This is a genomic window from Streptomyces sp. NPDC005803 (assembly GCF_040630435.1).
In the GTDB taxonomy this organism is placed as follows: Bacteria; Actinomycetota; Actinomycetes; order Streptomycetales; family Streptomycetaceae; genus Streptomyces.
On the sequence record NZ_JBEXXO010000021.1, the window covers coordinates 57977 to 75692 of the forward strand.

Below are 17716 nucleotides of genomic sequence, written 5' to 3' on the forward strand. Positions count from 1 at the left end.
CGTGCGGGTCAGCCGATGCCGACCGCCACCTCGGCGGGGACCAGTCGCGTTCCGTCGGTCAGCCGGAAGTCGAGCGTGATCCGGCCCGAGCCGGGCGCCGCGTCCGCGGTGGCGCGCACGCCCACCCGCTGGACGCCGCCCCGGGTGCCGCGCACCCTCAGCGTGCCGTGGGCGGGCTCCACGAGGACTCCGCCGGGCGCGGTCGCCGACCAGTGGACGGTGTGGCCGGAGAAGTCGACGTCCTGGGCCTCCACGTCGAGTGGCACGGAGTCACCGCCCGCTTCGAGAGCCAGGAATCCCGGGTTCCCGAAGCCCGCCGCCGCACTCGCGTAGGTGTCGACGACGGCCTGGCGGATCCGCGCGTCGTCGTACGGCGCCTGGCCCGCGGGGCCGTTCCACCGCCACCACGCCTGCATGTTCGGCAGGCAGATGCCGGTGAACCGGTTGCGGTGCACGAGTGTCCGGTATTCCCGCCGTGCGGTGTCGAGTTCGGCGCTGCCGGCCGGGGCCAGGCCGATCCTCATGTCGGCCAGGGCGATGTCGAGGTTGCGGGTCAGCCGGTCGAGCAGGGTGCGGGGCGCCGCCCCGTTCACCTGACCGGTGGCCTCCTGGAGAGCGGCGCGGGCCTGCGTGTAGTGCGTGGTGAGGGCTGCGGGAGTGTGGGTGTCCGGGTCGAGGCGCGTGAGGTCGTAGTAGCGCCCCATCGCGGCTGCCGCCCCGGCGCCGAAACGTGCCTGGAGGTACCCGTCGAGGAAGGCACCGCCGTCCAGGGTGCTGTCCCAGGCAAGCGCGGCGAAGAGGTTCTGGACGTGCTCGTACGTGATCCAGTCGCCCGGCTCGCTGTACATCCCGTAGCCGTTGACACCGAGCCCCGACTCGAAGCCGATGTCGCCCGCCATGGTGGTGAGCGGGTGCACCGGCAGGCTACGCCAGCGGTAGCGCCGGTAGTACTCGTACATCGCGAGCGGGCCCCGGTGCGTGGTGCGCCAGGCACGCAGCGCGTTCGCGAAGGAGACGTTGGCCCCGACCGCGGGGTCGCCGAGGTGGCCGTCGTAGTTCCGGGAGTACGGGGCGAAGTCGACGATGACCTCGGGATCGCTCGCGTACTCCGGGTCGGGCGGCCGGACGGTGGAGGCGTACGCGATCCGTTCGACCCGGACCCCGGGCAGTTCCTGACGCAGCACCCGGACGAGTTCGTTGACCACCACCGACTCCGCGTTGGCCGCACTGCCGTACCGGTCGAGGATCGGCTTCTGGAAGGCGCCGACGTCCGGCGGCCAGCAGTCGAAGACGGTGATCTCCGGACGCTCGCGGAGGAAGGCGAGGACCTTGGCCACGTACGCGTCCAGGGCCTGAGGATCGTAGATGTCGAAGAGCGGGCCGCCGGACGTGTAGAACCGCGGGTAGTCGGCCTTCGGCAGGAAACTGTCGTACCCGTGGCCGCCGGTCTCGATGCGCAAGGAGCGCTTGGCGGCCTCGCGGACCAGCACCTCGCGCACGCCGTCGTACGTGGTGACGCCCAGGCCCAGGTAATCGGTCGGGTAGACGAAGGTGTTGAGCCGGTTCTTCGCCATCCAGTCGAGCAGGGGCGGCAGGCTCGCCGCGGTGTGGCTGAAGCCCTCCTCGGCGTACTGCCGTCGCAGCTGCGAGGCCGGCCGGTCGGTGAGGCGTACGGCGGTCAGGGCGAGGGTGCGGCTCTTCGGTACGTACTCGTGGTGGCCCTCGTACGCCGGGAACGCCGGGGCGAAGAAGCGAACACCGACCCGTTCCAGCAGGGCGTAGACGGCGTAGAGCGGCGCCCGGTCGCCCTGGCCCGTCAGCAGGAGGGAGGTGCCGTCGCCGAGCAGGGTGAAGGAGTCCTCCGGGGCCCCGGACAGTTCCCGGCCTGCGTCCCCGAGCCGGGCCTCGGGTATGCCGTCCCGTGCGCCGGATCCGGCGCGCAGGGCGACCAGGCCGGTGACGCCCTCGGGCAGGGCGGTGCCGGGAGGGGCGGCGGCGCGCAGCGGGAGGCGGGCGCCGGTGATCCTGTGGAGGTAGTCGCGCAGCTCGGTGGCGGCGAACTCGGCGCTGCCGCCGCCCCACCAGAGCACGGAGGCTCTGGCCCGGCCGCCGGAGGCGACCGGAAGCCGGGCGCCTTCCGCCGCGGCGTCCGTGGCGGTGATTCCCGGCAGGAGGGCGGCGCCGGCCAGGCCGGCGGCTCCCACCAGGAATCCGCGCCGTCTCACGGCACTCGGTGCGGTGGTGAGGTCTTGGTGCGAGGCGTCATTCATGAGCGGTCCGCCTTTCCGGCTGCGGTGTACAGGTCACCGAGGTAGTAGTCCGAGGCCTTGTCCGCCTTCGGCAGCTTTCCCATCCGGTTGAAGACGCCGGACAGTCCGTCGAACCAGCCGTCGACCGTGCCGTCCTGGGTAAGCTTCGTGAGCTCGGCCGAGGGCAGGATCTTCACGTACTTGGTGGAGCCCTTGAGCTGCCCGGCCGGCAGCTTCAGGAAGTCGGCTGCCACGGTCTCCGACTCCTCGGGGTGTGCCGCGATCCAGTCACCGGCCTCCTTGAGCACCCCGGTCACCTTCTTGACGAGCTCCGGGTCGCCGGAGGCCAGCTTCGGCTGGGTGACGAAGACGTTGGGGAAGGTCATCTCGGGGTAGTAGTCCTGCGTCTGGCTGATCTCCTTCAGATCGGGCACCTTCTTCTTCATCGTGTCGATGAGCGGGTACCAGGTGGCCGCCGCGTCGACCTGCCCCGAGGAGAACGCCGTGACGACGGTCGAGGCGTCCATGGCCACCTTCGTGACGTCGTCCGGCTTCAGACCGGCCTCGTTCAGCGCGAGGTCGAGGATCATGTCTCCGGAGGTGCCTTCGGCGACGGCCACCTTCTTGCCCTTGAGGTCGGCGGGCTTCTCGATGCCGGAGCCGGGCCGGGCGATGACCCGGTCGGCGAGACCCAGCATGTTGACGGAGACGATGGAGGCGCGGCCGGAGGCAGGCAGCCACAGTGCGCCGGGGCCGAGGTAGCCGAAGTCCAGACTGCCGGTGCCAAGGGCGGTGACCTGGAGCGGCCCGTTGGTGAAGACCCTCAGTTCGGGGGTGACGCCCGCCTTCTTCCACAGCCCCTGCTTCTGGGCGACGGCCAGCGCGACGGAACCGCTGTAGTCGGCGATGTATCCGAACGTCACCTTCCGCGCTCCGCCGGCACCGTCGGAGGAGTCGTCCCCGCAGGCGGTGGCGGTGGTCAGGAGCGCCAGGGCCATGAGCAGACCGGCGGTTCGGCGGCGGACGGCGGGGATCGACTTCATGACGTCATTCCTTCGAGAGCCGGCTGGTGGTGGACGGCGTGCCACACCCGGGCGCGCAGCTCGGCGAACTCGGGCGACAGCCGCTGTTCCTCGGTGCGCGGATAGGGCAGCGTGACCGGGATGACGGTGTGGACGCGGCCGGGGCGGGCCGCCATGACGACGACGCGGCCGGCGAGGAAGACGGCCTCGTCGACGTCGTGGGTGATGAACATGACGGTGCGCCGGTCGCGGCCCCAGGTGTCGAGGAGGGACTCCTGCATCCGGACCCTGGTGAGGGAGTCGAGCGCGCCGAAGGGCTCGTCCATGAGGAGGACCTTGGGGTCCACGGCGTAGGCGCGGGCGATGGCGCAGCGCTGTTTCATGCCGCCGGAGAGGGTCTTGGGCAGGGAGCCGGCGAAGTCGGTGAGGCCGACGAGTTCGATGACCTCGCGGGCGCGGCGCCGCCGCTCCGTCCTGGCGACACCGGCGACCTTGAGTCCGTACTCGACGTTGGCGGTGACGGTCATCCAGGGGAAGAGCGCGTACTGCTGGAAGATGACGCCGCGTTCGGGGGCGGGGCCGTGGACGGGTGTACCGTCCACGGTGACTTCGCCGCCGGTCGCGTCGAGGAGTCCGGCGGCGATGTTCATCAGGGTGCTCTTGCCGCAGCCCGAGGGGCCGACGACGGTGACGAACTCCCCGTCCTCGATGGTGAGGCTCACTCGGTCGAGGGCCAGGAAGTCGCCGTTCTTGACCGCGAAGTCGCGGGTCACGTCGTGGAATTGGATCGTGGGCATGGTTACCGCCGTTCCTGCCAGTGGGTGAGCCTGCGCTCGGCGACGAGCAGCAGCCGGTCCATGACGAGGCCGATCGCGCCGATCGCGATGAGCTGGACGAAGATGGTCGGCAGGTCGTAGTAGAGCTGTGCCTGTTGCATCCGGAAGCCCAGTCCGCCCTGGGCCGCGATGAGTTCGGCGGCGACGACGGTCGCCCAGGAGGCGCCGAGCCCGATCCGCATGCCGACCAGGATGAACGGGGTGGAGGCCGGCACGACGACGCCGAGGAAGACCTGCGGGTCGCGGGCGCCGAGCACCCGGGCCGCGTTGACGAGGGTGACGTCGACGGCGACGACGCCCTGGAAGGTGGAGACGACACAGGACAGGAACGAGGCGAGGAAGATCACGAAGATCTTGGGGGTCTCGTCGATGCCCATGAGGACGATGGCGAGCGGGATGATCGCGAGCGGCGGCACCATGCGGAAGAACTGCAGCCACGGCTCGATCAGCCGGCGGACGACGGGGTACCAGCCCATGAGGAAGCCGACGGGAATCGCCAGGAGGACACCGAGGACGTAGCCGGTGAGGACGCGTTTCAGGCTGGCGCCCGCGTCTTCGAAGAGCGTGCCGTCGGCGATGAGTTCACCCGCCCTGCGCCCCACGGAGACGGGGCCGGGGAAGCCGTCGATGCCGCTGTGGGCGAGGGCCACCCAGCTGAGCAGTCCGAGCGCGGCGGAGGCGAGGGCGAGCAGGACGGCGGTGAGCCGGCCGGTCCCCCGCGCCGTGGTGCTGGTACCGTGCGCACTTTTCGGGGGCGACGGCTTCGTGCGCGGCGGGCTCGTCCGTCGCTCCTCGGGGGCTCGGGCCGGCGCCTTCATGCCACTTCCTCCGCGACGCCGTCGACGTCCGCGGCGCGGTCGCCGCCGATGTCGGCCATGTAGCTCATCCAGGTGTAGGCCGGGTCGCCGCGGCGCAGCAGCTCGCGGTAGAGCCGGACGGTGAGGTCGCGCCGGACCTCCGCGTAGGCGGGCGCGTCATAGACGTTGTGGAGTTCGTGCGGGTCGGTCTCCAGGTCGTACAGCTCGTGCACGCTCTCCGGGTTGTGCACCAGCTTGTGGCGCCGGTCGCGGAGCATCCGCTGGGAGTACGGGAAGTGGTGGCCGTGGAACTCGGCGACGATCTCGTGGCGGCTGTCCCCGCTGTCGGCCCCGTGCAGCAGGGGCAGCAGGCTGGTGCCGTCGCACAGGCCGGGCACGGGCGCGCCGGCCAGTTCGAGAATGGTCGGGTTGAGGTCGACGAGGCCGGCGAAGTCGTCGCTGACCTGTGCGGGGGCGCCGGGGACCCGGGCGATGCCGGGGATGCGGTAGATGTCCTCGTACATCGCCGGGCCCTTGTCGTTCAGCCGGTGGGCGCCGGTGAACTCGCCGTGGTCGGCGGTGAAGAAGACCGCCGTGTCGTCCCACAGGCCGTGCCCCTTGAGCGCGTCGATCAGCCGGCCCGCCTGGTGGTCGATCATGGTGACGTAGCCCCAGTAGACGGCGATGAGCTTGCGCCAGGCGGCGGCGTCGAAGTCGTCGGACGACCAGTAGGCGCTGTACTGGCGCTGCACCTCGGGTTTCCCGGCGAAGGTCTCGGCCATCGAGGCGGGCAGGGGTACGTCGTCGGGGTCGTACAGGTCGTAGTAGCTGTCGGGGATCAGGTAGGGCAGATGCGGGCCGTACCAGTGGCACGACAGCATGAACGGCGTGCCGTTCGCCTTCCAGTCGGCCGCGTAGCGGTCGAGCAGACCGAGCGTGCGGTCGGTGAGGAAGGCCTCGATGGTGGCTTCGGCGGGCTGCTGGAGCCGGCCCGCGATGAGGTGGCCCCGGCCGGTGCCGTTGGCCGCGGTCCCGAAGACGGGCTCGCGTACGGAGAAGGGCGGGAAGCCGTTGTCCTCCAGCCACTTCTCGTACGAGGGGTGGTGGACGGGGTTGAGCGCGCCGGGCAGGTGCTCCCCGTCCAGGCCGTAGAACTCGGGGCCGCGCTCGCGGCCGATGTGCCACTTGCCGACGTGGCCCACCGAGTAGCCCTGATCCGTCAACTGCCGCCAGAGCATGGGGTGGTCGTCGGCGAGTTCGTCCTTGCTCCCCCCGTTGCGTTCCGGGTTGTTCAGCATGCCGTGACGGAACGGGTGCAGGCCGGTGGCCAAGGAGGCGCGGGCCGGGGTGCAGATCGCCGTCGGGGTGTAGAAGCGGTCGAAGCGGGTTCCCTCGGCCGCCAGGGCATCCAGGGCGGGGGTGTCGACGAGCGGGTTGCCGTAGCAGCCCAGGGTGTCGACCCGGTGCTGGTCGGTCATCAGGAACAGGACGTTGCGCGGAGCCACTCGGGCCGCCCTTTCGGTGGTCGCTCACGGTGCTGCAGGGAGGCCGGCACGCGGTACGGCGTCGGCTCGACGGGTGCCGGTGCAGGCAATTGACCGGAACTGTAAGGACGCCGAGTTTTTTACGTCAACCCTTGGGAATAAACATCGTGTGAATTCGTCCGGGCCATTGACAGAAACCCCTTGACCGATCGACCATGCGTCCATGACGGAACGCACCGATGCCCTCCAGCGCCTGCGCCGGGCCAACGAAGCCGCCGTACTCGGTGAACTGCGCAGGTCGGGCGCGCTGAGCCGCGGCGAGCTGAAGGCGCGGGTCGGTCTCTCCCGCACGACCCTGTTCGCGATCGTGTCCGATCTGCTGGAGCGCAAAGCCGTCGTCGAACAGCAGGCCCCCGACCCCGAGCAGCCACGCGGCCGTGGCCGGCCGGCCCTGGAGGTCACGCTCAACTCCCGCGGTGCCGAGCTGATCGGCATCGACCTGCAGCGTCACCACATCCACGTGGTCGTGGCCAACTGCGCGCACGAGATCGTCGGCCGCCACAGTGCCCCCGTCCCGGCGGACAGCGGCGCCGCCGAACGCGCCGCACAGGCGATCCGCGCGGTCGAGGACCTGGTGCGGCGGGAGGACATCGACCTCGCCCCCGTCGCGGGCATCGGCCTCGGCCTTCCCGGCTTCGTGCAGAACCCGGCCTCCGGTGATCCGCGCACCATGACGCCGTTCGCCGGTCATGTCGCCGACGTGCTGGGCCGGCACTTCGACGCCCCCGTGCTCACCGACAACAACTCGCGGCTCGCGGCGCTGGCCGAGGTGACCTGGGGGGCGGCTCGCGGGATCGACAACGCCGTCTACCTGCGCTGGTCGGAGGGGGTCGGTGGCGGGCTCGTCGTCAACGGCGCTCTGGTGCACGGCGCCCATGGCACCGCCGGGGAGATCGGCCACACCAGTTGCGACCCCGAGGGGAAGCCCTGCCACTGCGGTGGCCGGGGCTGCCTGGAGGGGCTCATCTCCGTCCCCGCCCTGCTCGCCGCCTGCGCCGATCGCGGCGTCACGGCGACGGACGCCGGGCAGCTGATCGCACTCGCCGCCGAGGGCCAGCCGGACACGGCCGAGGTGATCCGGAGCGCGGCCGTCGTCGCGGGGCGGGTGCTCGCGGCCCTCGCCGCCCAGGTCGACCCCGAGTGCGTCGTCGTCTACGGGGAACCGGCGTCCCTCGACACCCTGGTCCTCGCACCGATCCGCGAGCAGCTCGCCGCGCTCTCCCTGCCTTCGGCGCCCCGCACCATCGAGGTCCGCGGATCCACCCTCGGCGGTGACGCGGCCGCGCTCGGCGGGGTGGCCCTGCTGCTGCGCACCACCGGCCAGGACCTGGCGGAGCTTCTCGACCGCCCGGCCCCCGCGCTCCCTGAGGGCACCTCACGGTGAACGCCTGCTGCGGACCGGCCCGCGACAACGCCGCGACGGCGGCCGCGACCACCCTGGCGGCTCCCCCGGCGGACTTCGCCGTACCCGAGCGCCGCCGCGCCGAGCTGCTGCGCGGCATGGTGGCGGTGCCCGGCGGTCCGTTCCTGATGGGCGGCGAGGACGAGGACGCGTTCCCGGCCGACGGCGAGGGGCCGGTACGGGAGGTGACCCTCGCCCCCTTCCACATCGACGCCGCCTGCGTCACCAACGCCCGCTTCGCCGTCTTCGTCAAGGCGACCGGCTATCGCACCGAGGCCGAACTCATCGGCTGGTCCTATGTGTTCGGCGCCCTCGTCCCGCAGGAGGCCCGGCACGCCGTGCTGCCGGGCACCGTGCCCGGCGCCCCCTGGTGGCGCGCGGTGGCCGGAGCGCACTGGCGCGCCCCCGAGGGGCCCGGTACCTCGATCGGTGACCGCCGCGACCACCCGGTGGTCCACATGTCGTGGCACGACGCGACGGCCTACGCCCGCTGGGCCGGCAAGCGGCTGCCCACCGAGGCCGAGTGGGAGAAGGCGGCCCGGGGCGGACTCGTGCGGGCCCGCTTCCCGTGGGGCGACGAGCTGACCCCGAACGGCCGGCACCGCTGCAACATCTGGCAGGGCGACTTCCCCGTACGCGACACACGCGAGGACGGCTTCGCGGGCACCGCGCCCGCCAAGGCGTACGCCCCCAACGGCTACGGCCTCTACAACACCTCGGGCAACGTGTGGGAGTGGTGCGCCGACCGCTTCAGCGCCGAATGGCACGCCGACGCCCGCCCGGAGACCCGCTCCGACCCGGCCGGGCCGCCGCACGGCGAGAACCGGGTGCTGCGCGGCGGCTCGTACCTGTGTCACCGCTCGTACTGCAACCGCTACCGGACCGCCGCGCGGACCTCCAACACCCCGGACAGCACGACCGGACACGGCGGCTTCCGCTGCGCGGTGTCCGTGCGCACGTGAGGCCGGACACCGATTTCATGCTGCGTATGGGGGACGAGGCCCCGAATGGGCAACCGCCGGCTCCTCACGACCGCCTGCCTCAAGGCCTCGCGCCGCGAGCTCGACGAGGAACGCACCACGGAGGGCGCGCCCAGCCCCGCCGCGCGCGGTGCCGGTCGAGCCGGGGCATCGAGGAGTACGTTCTGCGCGTCCACCCGTTCACGGCGGCGTTCCCGCCCGGGCACAAGCGGGTCGTGGCAGGAGGTGTCGAGCCACGGCGACGTGACCGACGGGCGCGGCCGCTTCCGTCCGCCGCACGCCGCACGCCGCACGCGTCAGCGATGAGTTCGGGCGGCGGATCGAGTCTGCCCTTGCATGACTCGAATCATCGCTGACATCTCGGTCTCTCTCGACGGTTTCGTCACCGGGCCCGACCCCAGTCCGGACAACGGTATGGGCACCGGCGGCGAGGCCCTGCACACGTGGGCCTTCTCCGACGACCCCGACGACCGCCGGTTCCTGAGCGAGGGGACCGCCCGATCGGGCGCCGTCATCCTCGGCCGCCGCCTCTTCGACGTGGTCGACGGGCCGAAGGGCTGGGACGACACGTCCGGCTACGGCGCCGGAGAGGTCGGCAAGCCCGCGTTCGTCGTCGTGACGAGCTCGCCGCCCGAGTCGGTGCGGACGAACGAGCTGGACTGGACGTTCGTCACCACCGGGCTGCCCGACGCCGTCACCGCCGCGCGCGAGCGGGCCGAAGCGGCCTCGTCGGCCCGCGGCAAGGACCTCGACGTCATCCTCATGGGCGGCGGCGCCACGATCGGCTCGGCGCTCGAAGCCGGACTGGTCGACGCCCTGACACTGCACCTCGCGCCCGTCGTGCTGGGCTCCGGGACACCCCTGTTCACCGGCGGAACGCCGCGCACGCTGGTACAACGGAGCGTGATCTCGACATCGACCGCGACCCACCTGACCTACGACGTCTCCCGGTGATCCGATGACCATCGTCCACGCCCGGGGGATCGCCTTGGGCATCGAATCGTTCGGTGACGACGACGCGCCACTCGTCCTGCTCGCGGGCGGGACGACGATGCTCTCCTGGCCGGACGCGCTGTGCGAGCGCCTCGCCGCCGGCGGGCGCCGCGCGGTGCGCTACGACCTGCGCGACAGCGGGGAGTCGACGACGGCCGACCTGGACGCGCCCGCCTACACCCTGCGCGATCTCGCCGCCGACGCGGCGGCCCTCGTCGACGCGCTCGGCGGGGGGCCCGCCCATCTCGCGGGGATCGGCGTCGGCGGGATGGTCGCCCAGGTGGCCGTGCTCGACCACCCCGGCGCGTTCTCGGCGCTCACCCTGGCCGGCACCCGCGCGGTCGCCCCCGGCCCGCCCGACGACGACCTCCCCGACCATGACCAGGCGACGATGAACCGGTTGTTCACGCGCCCGATGCCCGAGTGGACCGACCGCGAGGCGGTCGCGGAGTTCGCCGCCGCCGGCGCGGAGATCCTCGGCGACGACCCCGTCGCCGCGCGTGCGATCGCCGCACGCGTCTGGGACCGCACACCCGGCACCGCGCCCCCGGTCCAGATGGCCAACCAGATGGGCCTGGTGTTCTCCCGACTCGACTGCACACCTCGCTGGCGCGAGCGTCTGACCGCGATCGCGGTCCCCACGCTCGTCGTCCACGGCCGCCGCGACCGGTTCTTCCCCGTCGGCAACGGCGAGGCGATCGCGCGGGAGATCCCCGGGGCACGGCTGCTCGTCCTCGAGGAGGCCGCCACCGCGATCCCCGACGCGACGATCGGGGAAGTCGCCGACGCGATGCTCACGCTCGGGTAGAGGACGGCGGCTGCCGCGCGGGTCCGGCCTCCCTGCGCGGCACCGGCCGTCGCACGCTCTTACCGGGCGGCCGAAGCGTCACACCGCGGAACACAGCCGCAACGTGGCGGAGCGGTCTCTGCTCACCTGTCTTGAATCGCTTCAATCACCCTGTCCGCTTCAGCCTTCCGACGGGCAGCGCCTACGCCAGGTCGATCAGTGGGGAGCCAAGGTGGACTGACGTACGACCAGCTCCGGCTGAAGCACGAGGTGCTCGTGCCGGTGAGCGGCCGTCCCGTCGCTCAGCTCCCTCAGCAGCAGTTCGGTCGCTCTGGCTCCGATGGTCAGGGCCGGCTGACGCACGGACGTGAGGGGAACCGTCGCCGCAGCGGCGAACTCGATGTCGTCGTAGCCGACGAGGGCCAGATCATGCGGAACCCGGACGCCGGCCATGTACAGGGGCTGCAGTACACCGAGCGCCAGCAGGTCGTTGGCGCAGAACACGCCGGTGGGCCGCCGCGCCGCCCCCAGAACGCGGGCTCCGGCGTCACGTCCGGCGGCGACGTCGAGACGCTCGGTGGGAATCTCCAGCAGCGCGTCGGGAGAGAGTCCCGCCTCGCTGAGCGCGGCGTGCGCGCCGAGGCGCCGGTCCCGCACCTGCGTGAGGTGGCCCGGCCCGCTGACGTCTGGGTGGTGCCGCACAGGATGCGGAGGAGTCAGAACCTGAACTGGTCGATGTTGGCCTTGTCGAAGACGGTCGGCTTGCCGAGTGAGACGACGCCGTCCTTCCCGATCGTGAACGAGCCCAGGTCGCCGGCCTTGTAGGTCTCCCCCTCGGCGCCGGTGATCTGCCCGGACTCCAGGGCGACGGCCGTGTGGGCGGCGAGGGCGCCGAGCTTGGCCGGGTCCCACAGCTCGAAACCTTCGACGGTGCCGTTCTTGACGTAGGCGCGCATGTCGTTCGGGGTGCCCAGGCCGGTCAGCTTGACCTTGCCCCTGTACTTGGAGCCGGACAGGTATTGGGCGGCCGCCTTGATTCCGACGGTGGTGGGAGAAACGATCCCCTTCAGATGGGGGTGTTCCTGGAGCAGGCCCTGGGTCTGCTGGAAGGACTTCTGGGCGTCGTCGTCACCGTAAGCGGTCTTGACGAGCTTGATGTCCTTGTACTCGGGCTTCTTCAGCTCGTCCTTCATGAAGTCGATCCAGGTGTTCTGGTTGGTGGCCGTCTGGGCCGCCGAGAGGATCGCGATCTCGCCCTTGCCCCCGATCTGCTTCGCCAGCAGCTGGATCTGGGTGCGGCCGAGGTCCTCGGCGCTGGCCTGGGAGACGAAGACCTGGCGGCAGTCGGCCTGCGTGTCGGAGTCGTACGTGACGACGCTGACGCCGTTCTTCATGGCCTGCTTCAGCGACGTGCACAGGGCGCCCGGGTCCTGGGCGGAGACGGCGATGGCGTCGACCTGCTGCTGGGTGAGCGTGTTGACGTAGGAGACCTGCCCGGACGTGTCGGTACCGCTGCTGGTGCCGACCTCCTTGTAGGTGGAGCCGAGCTGCTCCAGAGCCTTCTTGCCGCCGTTGTCCGACGTGGTGAAGTAGGGGTTGTTGACCTGCTTCGGCAGGAAGGCGACCGTGAGGCCCTTCTCGGTGGCCTTGTTCGGGTCGGCCTTGCCGGTGGCGGCTGCCGGGCCGGCTTCCTTGTTCGCGGAGTCCTTGGTGGTGCCCGAGCAGGCGGTGGCGCCGAGGGCGAGAACGGCGGAGACGGCGAGGGCGGCGGTCAGCCGAGTGCTTCTGGCGGTGGGGCCGTACATGACGGTTTCCTTTCGCTGCCGCGAGCGGCAGGGGCTGGCGGGCGGATGCCCGAAGGGTGACGGGATGCGGGCAGGGTGGTGCGCGGCTCCACGGTGGCGCGGCGTGTGGAGGCAGCGGGTGTCGTGCGGTACGGGACGGTCAGGCGCTGCCGGCCGTGGCCGTGGTTCTCCTGCGGGCCCGGGCTTGGGCCGCCTGGCGGCCGAGCCGGGGGGCGAGGACGGAGATCACCAGCAGGACGCCGGTGACGACGATCTGGGACTGGGCGGAGACGTTGATCAGGCTCATGACGTTCTGCAGCGTGCCGAGCAGCAGGACGCCGGCGATGGCGCCGCCCAGGGTTCCCTTGCCGCCGTCGAAGTCGATGCCTCCGAGCAGCACAGCGGCGATGACGGAGAGTTCGAGGCCGGTGGCGTTGTCGTAGCGGGCGCTCGCGTAGTGCAGGGCCCAGAAGACTCCGGTGAGTGCGGAGATCACGCCGGTGGTCACGAACATGGAGAGTCTGAGCCGCTTGACGCGGATGCCGGAGAACCGGGCCGCGTCCTCGCTGGCGCCGGTGGCGAACAGGGAGCGGCCGATCGGTGTGGCGTGCAGGACCACCACGGCTACGGCGAGCAGCACGGTGAAGGGGATGGCGGCGTAGGGGATGAAGGTGTCGCCGATCCGGCCGGCGCCGAAGTCGAGGTACTGGGTGGGGAAGTCGGTGACGGAGTCGGAACCGAGGACGATCTGCGCGATGCCGCGGTAGGCCGCCATGGTGCCGATGGTGACGGCGAGTGAGGGCAGTCCGAGCCGGGTGACGAGCAGTCCGTTGATCAGTCCGCAGATCACGCCGAGCAGCAGGCACAGCGGAATGATCGTCTCGATCGTCATGCCGGCGTTCCACAGCGCGCCCATCACCGCTCCGGACAGGCCCGCCGTGGAGCCGACGGAGAGGTCGACCTCGCCGGAGACCACCAGCATGGTCATGGGCAGGGCTATGAGGGCGATCGGCAGGGTGTTGCCGATCAGGAACGACAGGTTCAGCGCGTTGCCGAAGTTGTCGACGAAGGAGAACGAACAGATCAGGAGGGTCAGCAGGAGGGCGCCGACGGCGGTGTCCCATCGCACCGCTCCCCCGAGGCGCGCGAGGGCCGGCGGCTGGGCGGCGGGGGTCGTGGTCTTGGTGGTGTCAGGCATGTCGGGCGCTCCTCATCTGTGCGGCCTTCTTGCGCAGTCCGGCGGCCACCCGCAGGGCCAGGATCCGGTCGGCGGCGATTGCGAGCAGCAGCAGGAAGCCGTTGATCGCGGTGACCCAGACAGAGCTGACGCCGATGGCCGGGAGCACGCTGTTGATGGAGGTGAGCAGAAGGGCGCCGAGGGCGGCGCCGTACACCGTGCCGGAGCCCCCGGTGAAGGCGACGCCTCCGACGACGACGGCACTGACCACGGTGAGTTCGTACCCGTTGCCGGTGGCGGAGTCGACGTTGCCGAACCGGGCGAGGTACAGGGCTCCGGCGAGGCCGGCGAGGGCGCCGCAGAGCACGTAGGCCGTCATGATCCGCGCCCGGACGGGGATGCCCGCGAGGCGGGCGGCCTCCGGGCTGGAGCCGAGGGCGTAGAGGTCGCGCCCGCTGTGGTAGCTGCGCAGGTAGTAGGCGACGGCAGCCAGTACGGCTATGGCCATCAGGGCGAGATAGGGCAGTACCCAGATTCCGTCATGGCCGAAGTCCACGAAGGCGGTGGGCAGGGCGTCGGCCGTGATCTGGCGGGAGCCGACCCAGATGGAGTCGATGCCGCGGACGATGTACAGGGTTCCGAGGGTGACGACGAGTGCGGGGACCTTGCCCAGGCTCACCAGGGCCCCGTTGAGGACACCGAAGAGCGCGCCGAGGCCGACGGCGAGCAGGACCGCGATCAGGGGATTGCCGCCGTCCTGGAGGTAGAGCCCGGCAGCGAAGGCGGAGATCCCGAGGACGGAGCCGACCGAGAGGTCCACGTTGCGGGTGATCACCACCACCGCCTGGCCGACCGCGACGAGGACCAGGATGGTCGCGTTCAGCATCAGGTCCTTGATGCCCTGCTCGGACAGGAACTCGGTGTTGGACAGCTGGGTCGCGCCGAGCATCACGACGAGCACGAGGGCCACGGCCAGTTCGCGGGCCTTGAACACCGTGTCGACCAGGCGTCGCGAGGCCACCGCCTCGGGGGCCGGCTCGCGCCGCACCGGGTCTGCAGTCATGGTCATGCCGCGTTCCTTCCTCGGTCGGCACGGCCGGTCGCCGCCGCCATCACTGTCTCCTCCGTCGCCTCGGACCGGGGGATCTCAGCGGTCAGCCTTCCTTCGTGCATCACGAGCACCCGGTCGGCCATGCCGAGGATCTCCGGGAGGTCGGAGGAGATCATCAGTACCGCGACCCCTTCGGCGGCCAGTGAGGAGAGCAGGCGGTGGACTTCGGCCTTGGTGCCGACGTCGATGCCGCGGGTCGGCTCGTCGACGATCAGCACCTGCGGGGAGGTGGCCAGCCACTTGGCGAGGACGACCTTCTGCTGGTTGCCACCGGAGAGCGTGCCGACGACGTCGGCGAGCCGGGCGTACTTGACCTGGAGCTTGACCGCCCAGTCCACCGCACGGCTGCGCTCGGCCGCGCGGTTCATGAGTCCGGCCCGTGTGGTCGTGGCGAAGCCGGTCAGGCCGATGTTCCGCTCGATGGACATGTCCATCACGAGGCCCTGGGCTCGGCGGTCCTCGGGTACGAGGGCGAGGCCGGCGGCCATCGCCACGCTCGGGGCTCCGGACCGCAGCTTGCGGCCCAGGACCTCGACTTCGCCGCCGTCGAACCGGTCGACGCCGAATACGGCGCGGGCCACTTCGCTGCGACCGGCTCCGACGAGGCCCGCGAGGCCGACGATCTCGCCGCGCCGGACCTCGAAGGAGACGTCCGTGAATACGCCCTCGCGGGTCAACCGGCGCACGCTGAGGGCGACTTCACCGATCTTCGTGCTCTGTTTCGGGTACAGCTCGTCCAGATCGCGGCCGACCATGCGGCGTACGAGGTCGTCCTCGCTCAGCCCTTCGAGCGGCTCGCTGGAGATCCAGGCGCCGTCACGCAAGGTGGTGACACGCTGGCAGAGCGCGAAGATCTCTTCCAGGCGGTGCGAGATGAACAGCACGGCCGCACCCTGCTTACGGAGCGTCCTGACGACACCGAACAAGCGGGCGACCTCGCTGCCGGTGAGGGCGGCGGTCGGCTCGTCCATGATCAGGACGCGTGCGTCGAAGGAGAGCGCCTTGGCGATCTCGACCAGCTGCTGGTCGGCGATCGACAGCCCGCGCGCCGGCTGGTCCGGGTCGAGGTCGACGCCGAGGCGTTCGAACAGGTCGGCCGCCGCCCGCCTGACCGCACGGTGGTCCACCCGGCCGAGGGAGCGGCTGGGCCGGCGGCCCACGAAGATGTTCTCCGCGACGGACAGGTCCGGGAAGAGCGTCGGCTCCTGGTAGATCACCGCCACGCCGGCGTCGCGGGCGTCGGCCGGACCATGGAACTCGACCGACTCGCCGTCCAGCAGGACCCTGCCCGTATCGGGGCGGTGCACGCCGGCGAGTGCCTTGATCAGGGTCGACTTGCCGGCGCCGTTCTCGCCGGCCAGGGCATGGGCCTCCCCGGCATACAGCCGCAGGGACACGCCGCGCAGAGCACGGACGGCACCGAAGGACTTGCTCACCCCCTCCAGCGCGAGTACCGGAGTCGTCTCCGGTTCGGGGTGCGTCATGGGTGTTCTCCCGTGCTTGTGCCGAGCAGAGCGCTCGACATGAAATGTTTCAGTGGAGTTGCCGGGAAGCTAGCCCCGCCCCGCCGAACACGTCAAGGGGTGCTGCGCACCGAACGCCGCGAATCGTCCGGCGACCCCGAGGACAACCCCTTCACGCCGCCCTGAACTGCGAATGCGCGGCGGCGAGGTCCCTCGACACCTCGATGAAGACACAATCCGGTAACGCGTCGGCCATCCGGAAGGAAGTCTTGACGGCTCTCCTGCGGCCCGTTAACTTCATCCGCAGAGTGAATCGATTCATTGCATACGTTCCGGCCCCCGCTGCTCGGGCCGCCCGCACAACCCGAGGTGGACATGCCTGATATCGCCGCAGTGAAGACCGCCCTTGCCGACCAGCGGATCGAGACCCCCTCCTGGGGCTACGGAAACTCCGGCACCCGCTTCAAGGTCTTCGCGCAGGCCGGCGTGCCACGGACCCCCTACGAGAAGCTCCAGGACGCGGCCAAGGTCCATGAGTTCACGGGGGTCGCGCCGAAGGTCTCACTGCACATCCCCTGGGACCAGGTCGACGACTACGCGGCCCTGGGCGCCTACGCGAAGGAGCGGGGGCTGGAACTGGGGGCGATCAACTCCAACACGTTCCAGGACGACGACTACAAGCTGGGGAGCGTCTGTCATCCGGACGCGAAGGTCCGTCGCAAGGCCGTCGGCCATCTGCTGCGATGCGTCGACATCATGGACGAGACCGGGTCCACGGATCTGAAGTTCTGGTTCGCCGACGGCACCAACTACCCCGGCCAGGACGACATCGTGGCCCGCCAGGACCGGTTGGCCGAGGCGCTGGCCGAGGTGTACGAACGCCTCGGGGAGAACCAGCGGATCCTGCTGGAGTACAAGTTCTTCGAGCCCGCCTTCTACACGACGGACGTGCCGGACTGGGGCACCGCGTACGCACACTGCCTGAAACTGGGATCGAAGGCACAGGTCGTCGTGGACACCGGGCACCACGCTCCGGGTACCAACATCGAGTTCATCGTCGCGCTGCTGCTGCGGGAGGGGAAGCTCGGCGGATTCGACTTCAACTCCCGTTTCTACGCGGATGACGACCTGATGGTCGGCTCGGCCGACCCGTTCCAGCTGTTCCGGATCATGCACGAGGTCACCAAGAACGGCGGCCTGAAGGCCGAGACGAACGTGGCGTTCATGCTGGACCAGTGCCACAACATCGAGGCGAAGATCCCGGCTGTCATCCGCTCGGTCATGAACGTCCAGGAGTCCACCGCCAAGGCTCTGCTCGTCGACATGGACAGGCTGGCCGCGGCCCAGCGGGACGGTGATGTGCTCGGCGCCAACGAAGCCCTGATGGACGCCTACAACACCGATGTGCGTCCCCTGCTGCGCGAGCTCCGCGAGGAAAAGGGCCTCGCGCCCGACCCGATCGCCGCCTACCGGGCCTCCGGCTGGCAGGAGCGGATCGTCGCCGACCGCGTCGGCGGCGACCAGGCCGGCTGGGGCGCCTGAGGGCTGTCCGCCCGCCTGTCGGTTCCGGC

The 17716-nt window shown here is 70.7% G+C and carries 14 protein-coding genes and 1 pseudogene; 5 read left to right on the forward strand and 10 right to left on the reverse strand.

Features of this window, described 5'->3' with window-relative positions; translation table 11 throughout:
- Nucleotides 1-8 precede the first annotated feature (8 nt).
- From ABZ454_RS27245 to ABZ454_RS27265, 5 genes are read right to left on the reverse strand one after another with little or no spacing between them, the layout of a single operon-like run.
- Nucleotides 9-2270 carry a DUF4838 domain-containing protein gene (locus ABZ454_RS27245; protein WP_359541724.1) on the reverse strand — a complete coding sequence of 754 codons (2262 nt, stop codon included), beginning with the start codon at nt 2268-2270 and terminating at the stop codon, nt 9-11.
- Nucleotides 2267-3292 (reverse strand): aliphatic sulfonate ABC transporter substrate-binding protein, encoded by a 1026-nt coding sequence (locus ABZ454_RS27250; protein ID WP_359541726.1) that lies wholly within the window; start codon nt 3290-3292, stop codon nt 2267-2269. Before ABZ454_RS27250 ends, ABZ454_RS27245 begins: the two co-directional genes overlap by 4 nt.
- The gene (locus tag ABZ454_RS27255) at nt 3289-4068 is read right to left on the reverse strand and encodes an ABC transporter ATP-binding protein (RefSeq protein ID WP_359541728.1); all 780 of its coding nucleotides are present in this window, start codon (nt 4066-4068) and stop codon (nt 3289-3291) included. Before ABZ454_RS27255 ends, ABZ454_RS27250 begins: the two co-directional genes overlap by 4 nt.
- A 2-nt stretch (nt 4069-4070) precedes the next feature.
- Nucleotides 4071-4925 (reverse strand): ABC transporter permease, encoded by an 855-nt coding sequence (locus tag ABZ454_RS27260; RefSeq protein ID WP_359541730.1) that lies wholly within the window; start codon nt 4923-4925, stop codon nt 4071-4073.
- Nucleotides 4922-6409 carry a sulfatase-like hydrolase/transferase gene (locus tag ABZ454_RS27265; RefSeq protein WP_359541732.1) on the reverse strand — a complete coding sequence of 496 codons (1488 nt, stop codon included), beginning with the start codon at nt 6407-6409 and terminating at the stop codon, nt 4922-4924. Before ABZ454_RS27265 ends, ABZ454_RS27260 begins: the two co-directional genes overlap by 4 nt.
- Nucleotides 6410-6611: 202 nt before the next feature.
- On the opposite strand from ABZ454_RS27265, the gene ABZ454_RS27270 reads away from it, so the two are divergent.
- The 4 genes from ABZ454_RS27270 to ABZ454_RS27285 all read left to right on the forward strand — a co-directional run bounded on the left by ABZ454_RS27270 (nt 6612) and on the right by ABZ454_RS27285 (nt 10631).
- Nucleotides 6612-7832 carry an ROK family transcriptional regulator gene (locus tag ABZ454_RS27270; RefSeq protein ID WP_359541733.1) on the forward strand — a complete coding sequence of 407 codons (1221 nt, stop codon included), beginning with the start codon at nt 6612-6614 and terminating at the stop codon, nt 7830-7832.
- Nucleotides 7829-8812 (forward strand): formylglycine-generating enzyme family protein, encoded by a 984-nt coding sequence (locus ABZ454_RS27275; RefSeq protein ID WP_359541735.1) that lies wholly within the window; start codon nt 7829-7831, stop codon nt 8810-8812. Before ABZ454_RS27270 ends, ABZ454_RS27275 begins: the two co-directional genes overlap by 4 nt.
- A gap of 354 nt (nt 8813-9166) precedes the next feature.
- Nucleotides 9167-9784 carry a dihydrofolate reductase family protein gene (locus tag ABZ454_RS27280; RefSeq protein ID WP_359541737.1) on the forward strand — a complete coding sequence of 206 codons (618 nt, stop codon included), beginning with the start codon at nt 9167-9169 and terminating at the stop codon, nt 9782-9784.
- A 4-nt stretch (nt 9785-9788) separates the two neighbouring features.
- The gene (locus ABZ454_RS27285; RefSeq protein WP_359541739.1) at nt 9789-10631 is read left to right on the forward strand and encodes an alpha/beta hydrolase; all 843 of its coding nucleotides are present in this window, start codon (nt 9789-9791) and stop codon (nt 10629-10631) included.
- A gap of 195 nt (nt 10632-10826) precedes the next feature.
- Here the strand turns inward: ABZ454_RS27285 and ABZ454_RS27290 are convergent.
- From ABZ454_RS27290 to ABZ454_RS27310, 5 genes and pseudogenes are all read right to left on the reverse strand, one after another.
- Nucleotides 10827-11294, reverse strand: a pseudogene (locus ABZ454_RS27290) (substrate-binding domain-containing protein); the annotation flags it as partial.
- 32 nt (nt 11295-11326) lie between these two features.
- On the reverse strand, nt 11327-12415 hold the full coding sequence (gene rhaS / locus ABZ454_RS27295; RefSeq protein WP_359541741.1) for a rhamnose ABC transporter substrate-binding protein: 1089 nt from the start codon (nt 12413-12415) through the stop codon (nt 11327-11329).
- Nucleotides 12416-12554: 139 nt separating this feature from the next.
- The gene (locus ABZ454_RS27300; protein WP_359541743.1) at nt 12555-13592 is read right to left on the reverse strand and encodes an ABC transporter permease; all 1038 of its coding nucleotides are present in this window, start codon (nt 13590-13592) and stop codon (nt 12555-12557) included.
- Complete coding sequence (locus ABZ454_RS27305; protein ID WP_356322060.1) at nt 13585-14640, reverse strand: ABC transporter permease; 1056 nt, start codon at nt 14638-14640, stop codon at nt 13585-13587. The genes ABZ454_RS27300 and ABZ454_RS27305 overlap by 8 nt, the downstream gene beginning before the upstream one ends.
- Complete coding sequence (locus ABZ454_RS27310; RefSeq protein ID WP_356322061.1) at nt 14637-16166, reverse strand: sugar ABC transporter ATP-binding protein; 1530 nt, start codon at nt 16164-16166, stop codon at nt 14637-14639. Before ABZ454_RS27310 ends, ABZ454_RS27305 begins: the two co-directional genes overlap by 4 nt.
- 354 nt (nt 16167-16520) lie before the next feature.
- Between ABZ454_RS27310 and rhaI the strand changes: the two genes are divergently transcribed.
- Entirely contained in the window at nt 16521-17687 is a 1167-nt protein-coding gene (gene rhaI, locus ABZ454_RS27315) for an L-rhamnose isomerase (protein ID WP_359541748.1), read from the forward strand.
- Nucleotides 17688-17716 lie beyond the last annotated feature (29 nt).

Bases quoted from the DNA above. Each gene is read 5' to 3' on its own strand.
- ABZ454_RS27245 (WP_359541724.1), bottom strand. From the start codon at position 2,270: ATGAATGACGCCTCGCACCAAGACCTCACCACCGCACCGAGTGCCGTG.
- ABZ454_RS27250 (WP_359541726.1), bottom strand. From the start codon at position 3,292: ATGAAGTCGATCCCCGCCGTCCGCCGCCGAACCGCCGGTCTGCTCATG.
- ABZ454_RS27255 (WP_359541728.1), bottom strand. From the start codon at position 4,068: ATGCCCACGATCCAATTCCACGACGTGACCCGCGACTTCGCGGTCAAG.
- ABZ454_RS27260 (WP_359541730.1), bottom strand. From the start codon at position 4,925: ATGAAGGCGCCGGCCCGAGCCCCCGAGGAGCGACGGACGAGCCCGCCG.
- ABZ454_RS27270 (WP_359541733.1), top strand. From the start codon at position 6,612: ATGACGGAACGCACCGATGCCCTCCAGCGCCTGCGCCGGGCCAACGAA.
- ABZ454_RS27280 (WP_359541737.1), top strand. From the start codon at position 9,167: ATGACTCGAATCATCGCTGACATCTCGGTCTCTCTCGACGGTTTCGTC.
- ABZ454_RS27285 (WP_359541739.1), top strand. From the start codon at position 9,789: ATGACCATCGTCCACGCCCGGGGGATCGCCTTGGGCATCGAATCGTTC.
- rhaS (WP_359541741.1), bottom strand. From the start codon at position 12,415: ATGTACGGCCCCACCGCCAGAAGCACTCGGCTGACCGCCGCCCTCGCC.
- ABZ454_RS27300 (WP_359541743.1), bottom strand. From the start codon at position 13,592: ATGCCTGACACCACCAAGACCACGACCCCCGCCGCCCAGCCGCCGGCC.
- ABZ454_RS27305 (WP_356322060.1), bottom strand. From the start codon at position 14,640: ATGACCATGACTGCAGACCCGGTGCGGCGCGAGCCGGCCCCCGAGGCG.
- ABZ454_RS27310 (WP_356322061.1), bottom strand. From the start codon at position 16,166: ATGACGCACCCCGAACCGGAGACGACTCCGGTACTCGCGCTGGAGGGG.
- rhaI (WP_359541748.1), top strand. From the start codon at position 16,521: ATGCCTGATATCGCCGCAGTGAAGACCGCCCTTGCCGACCAGCGGATC.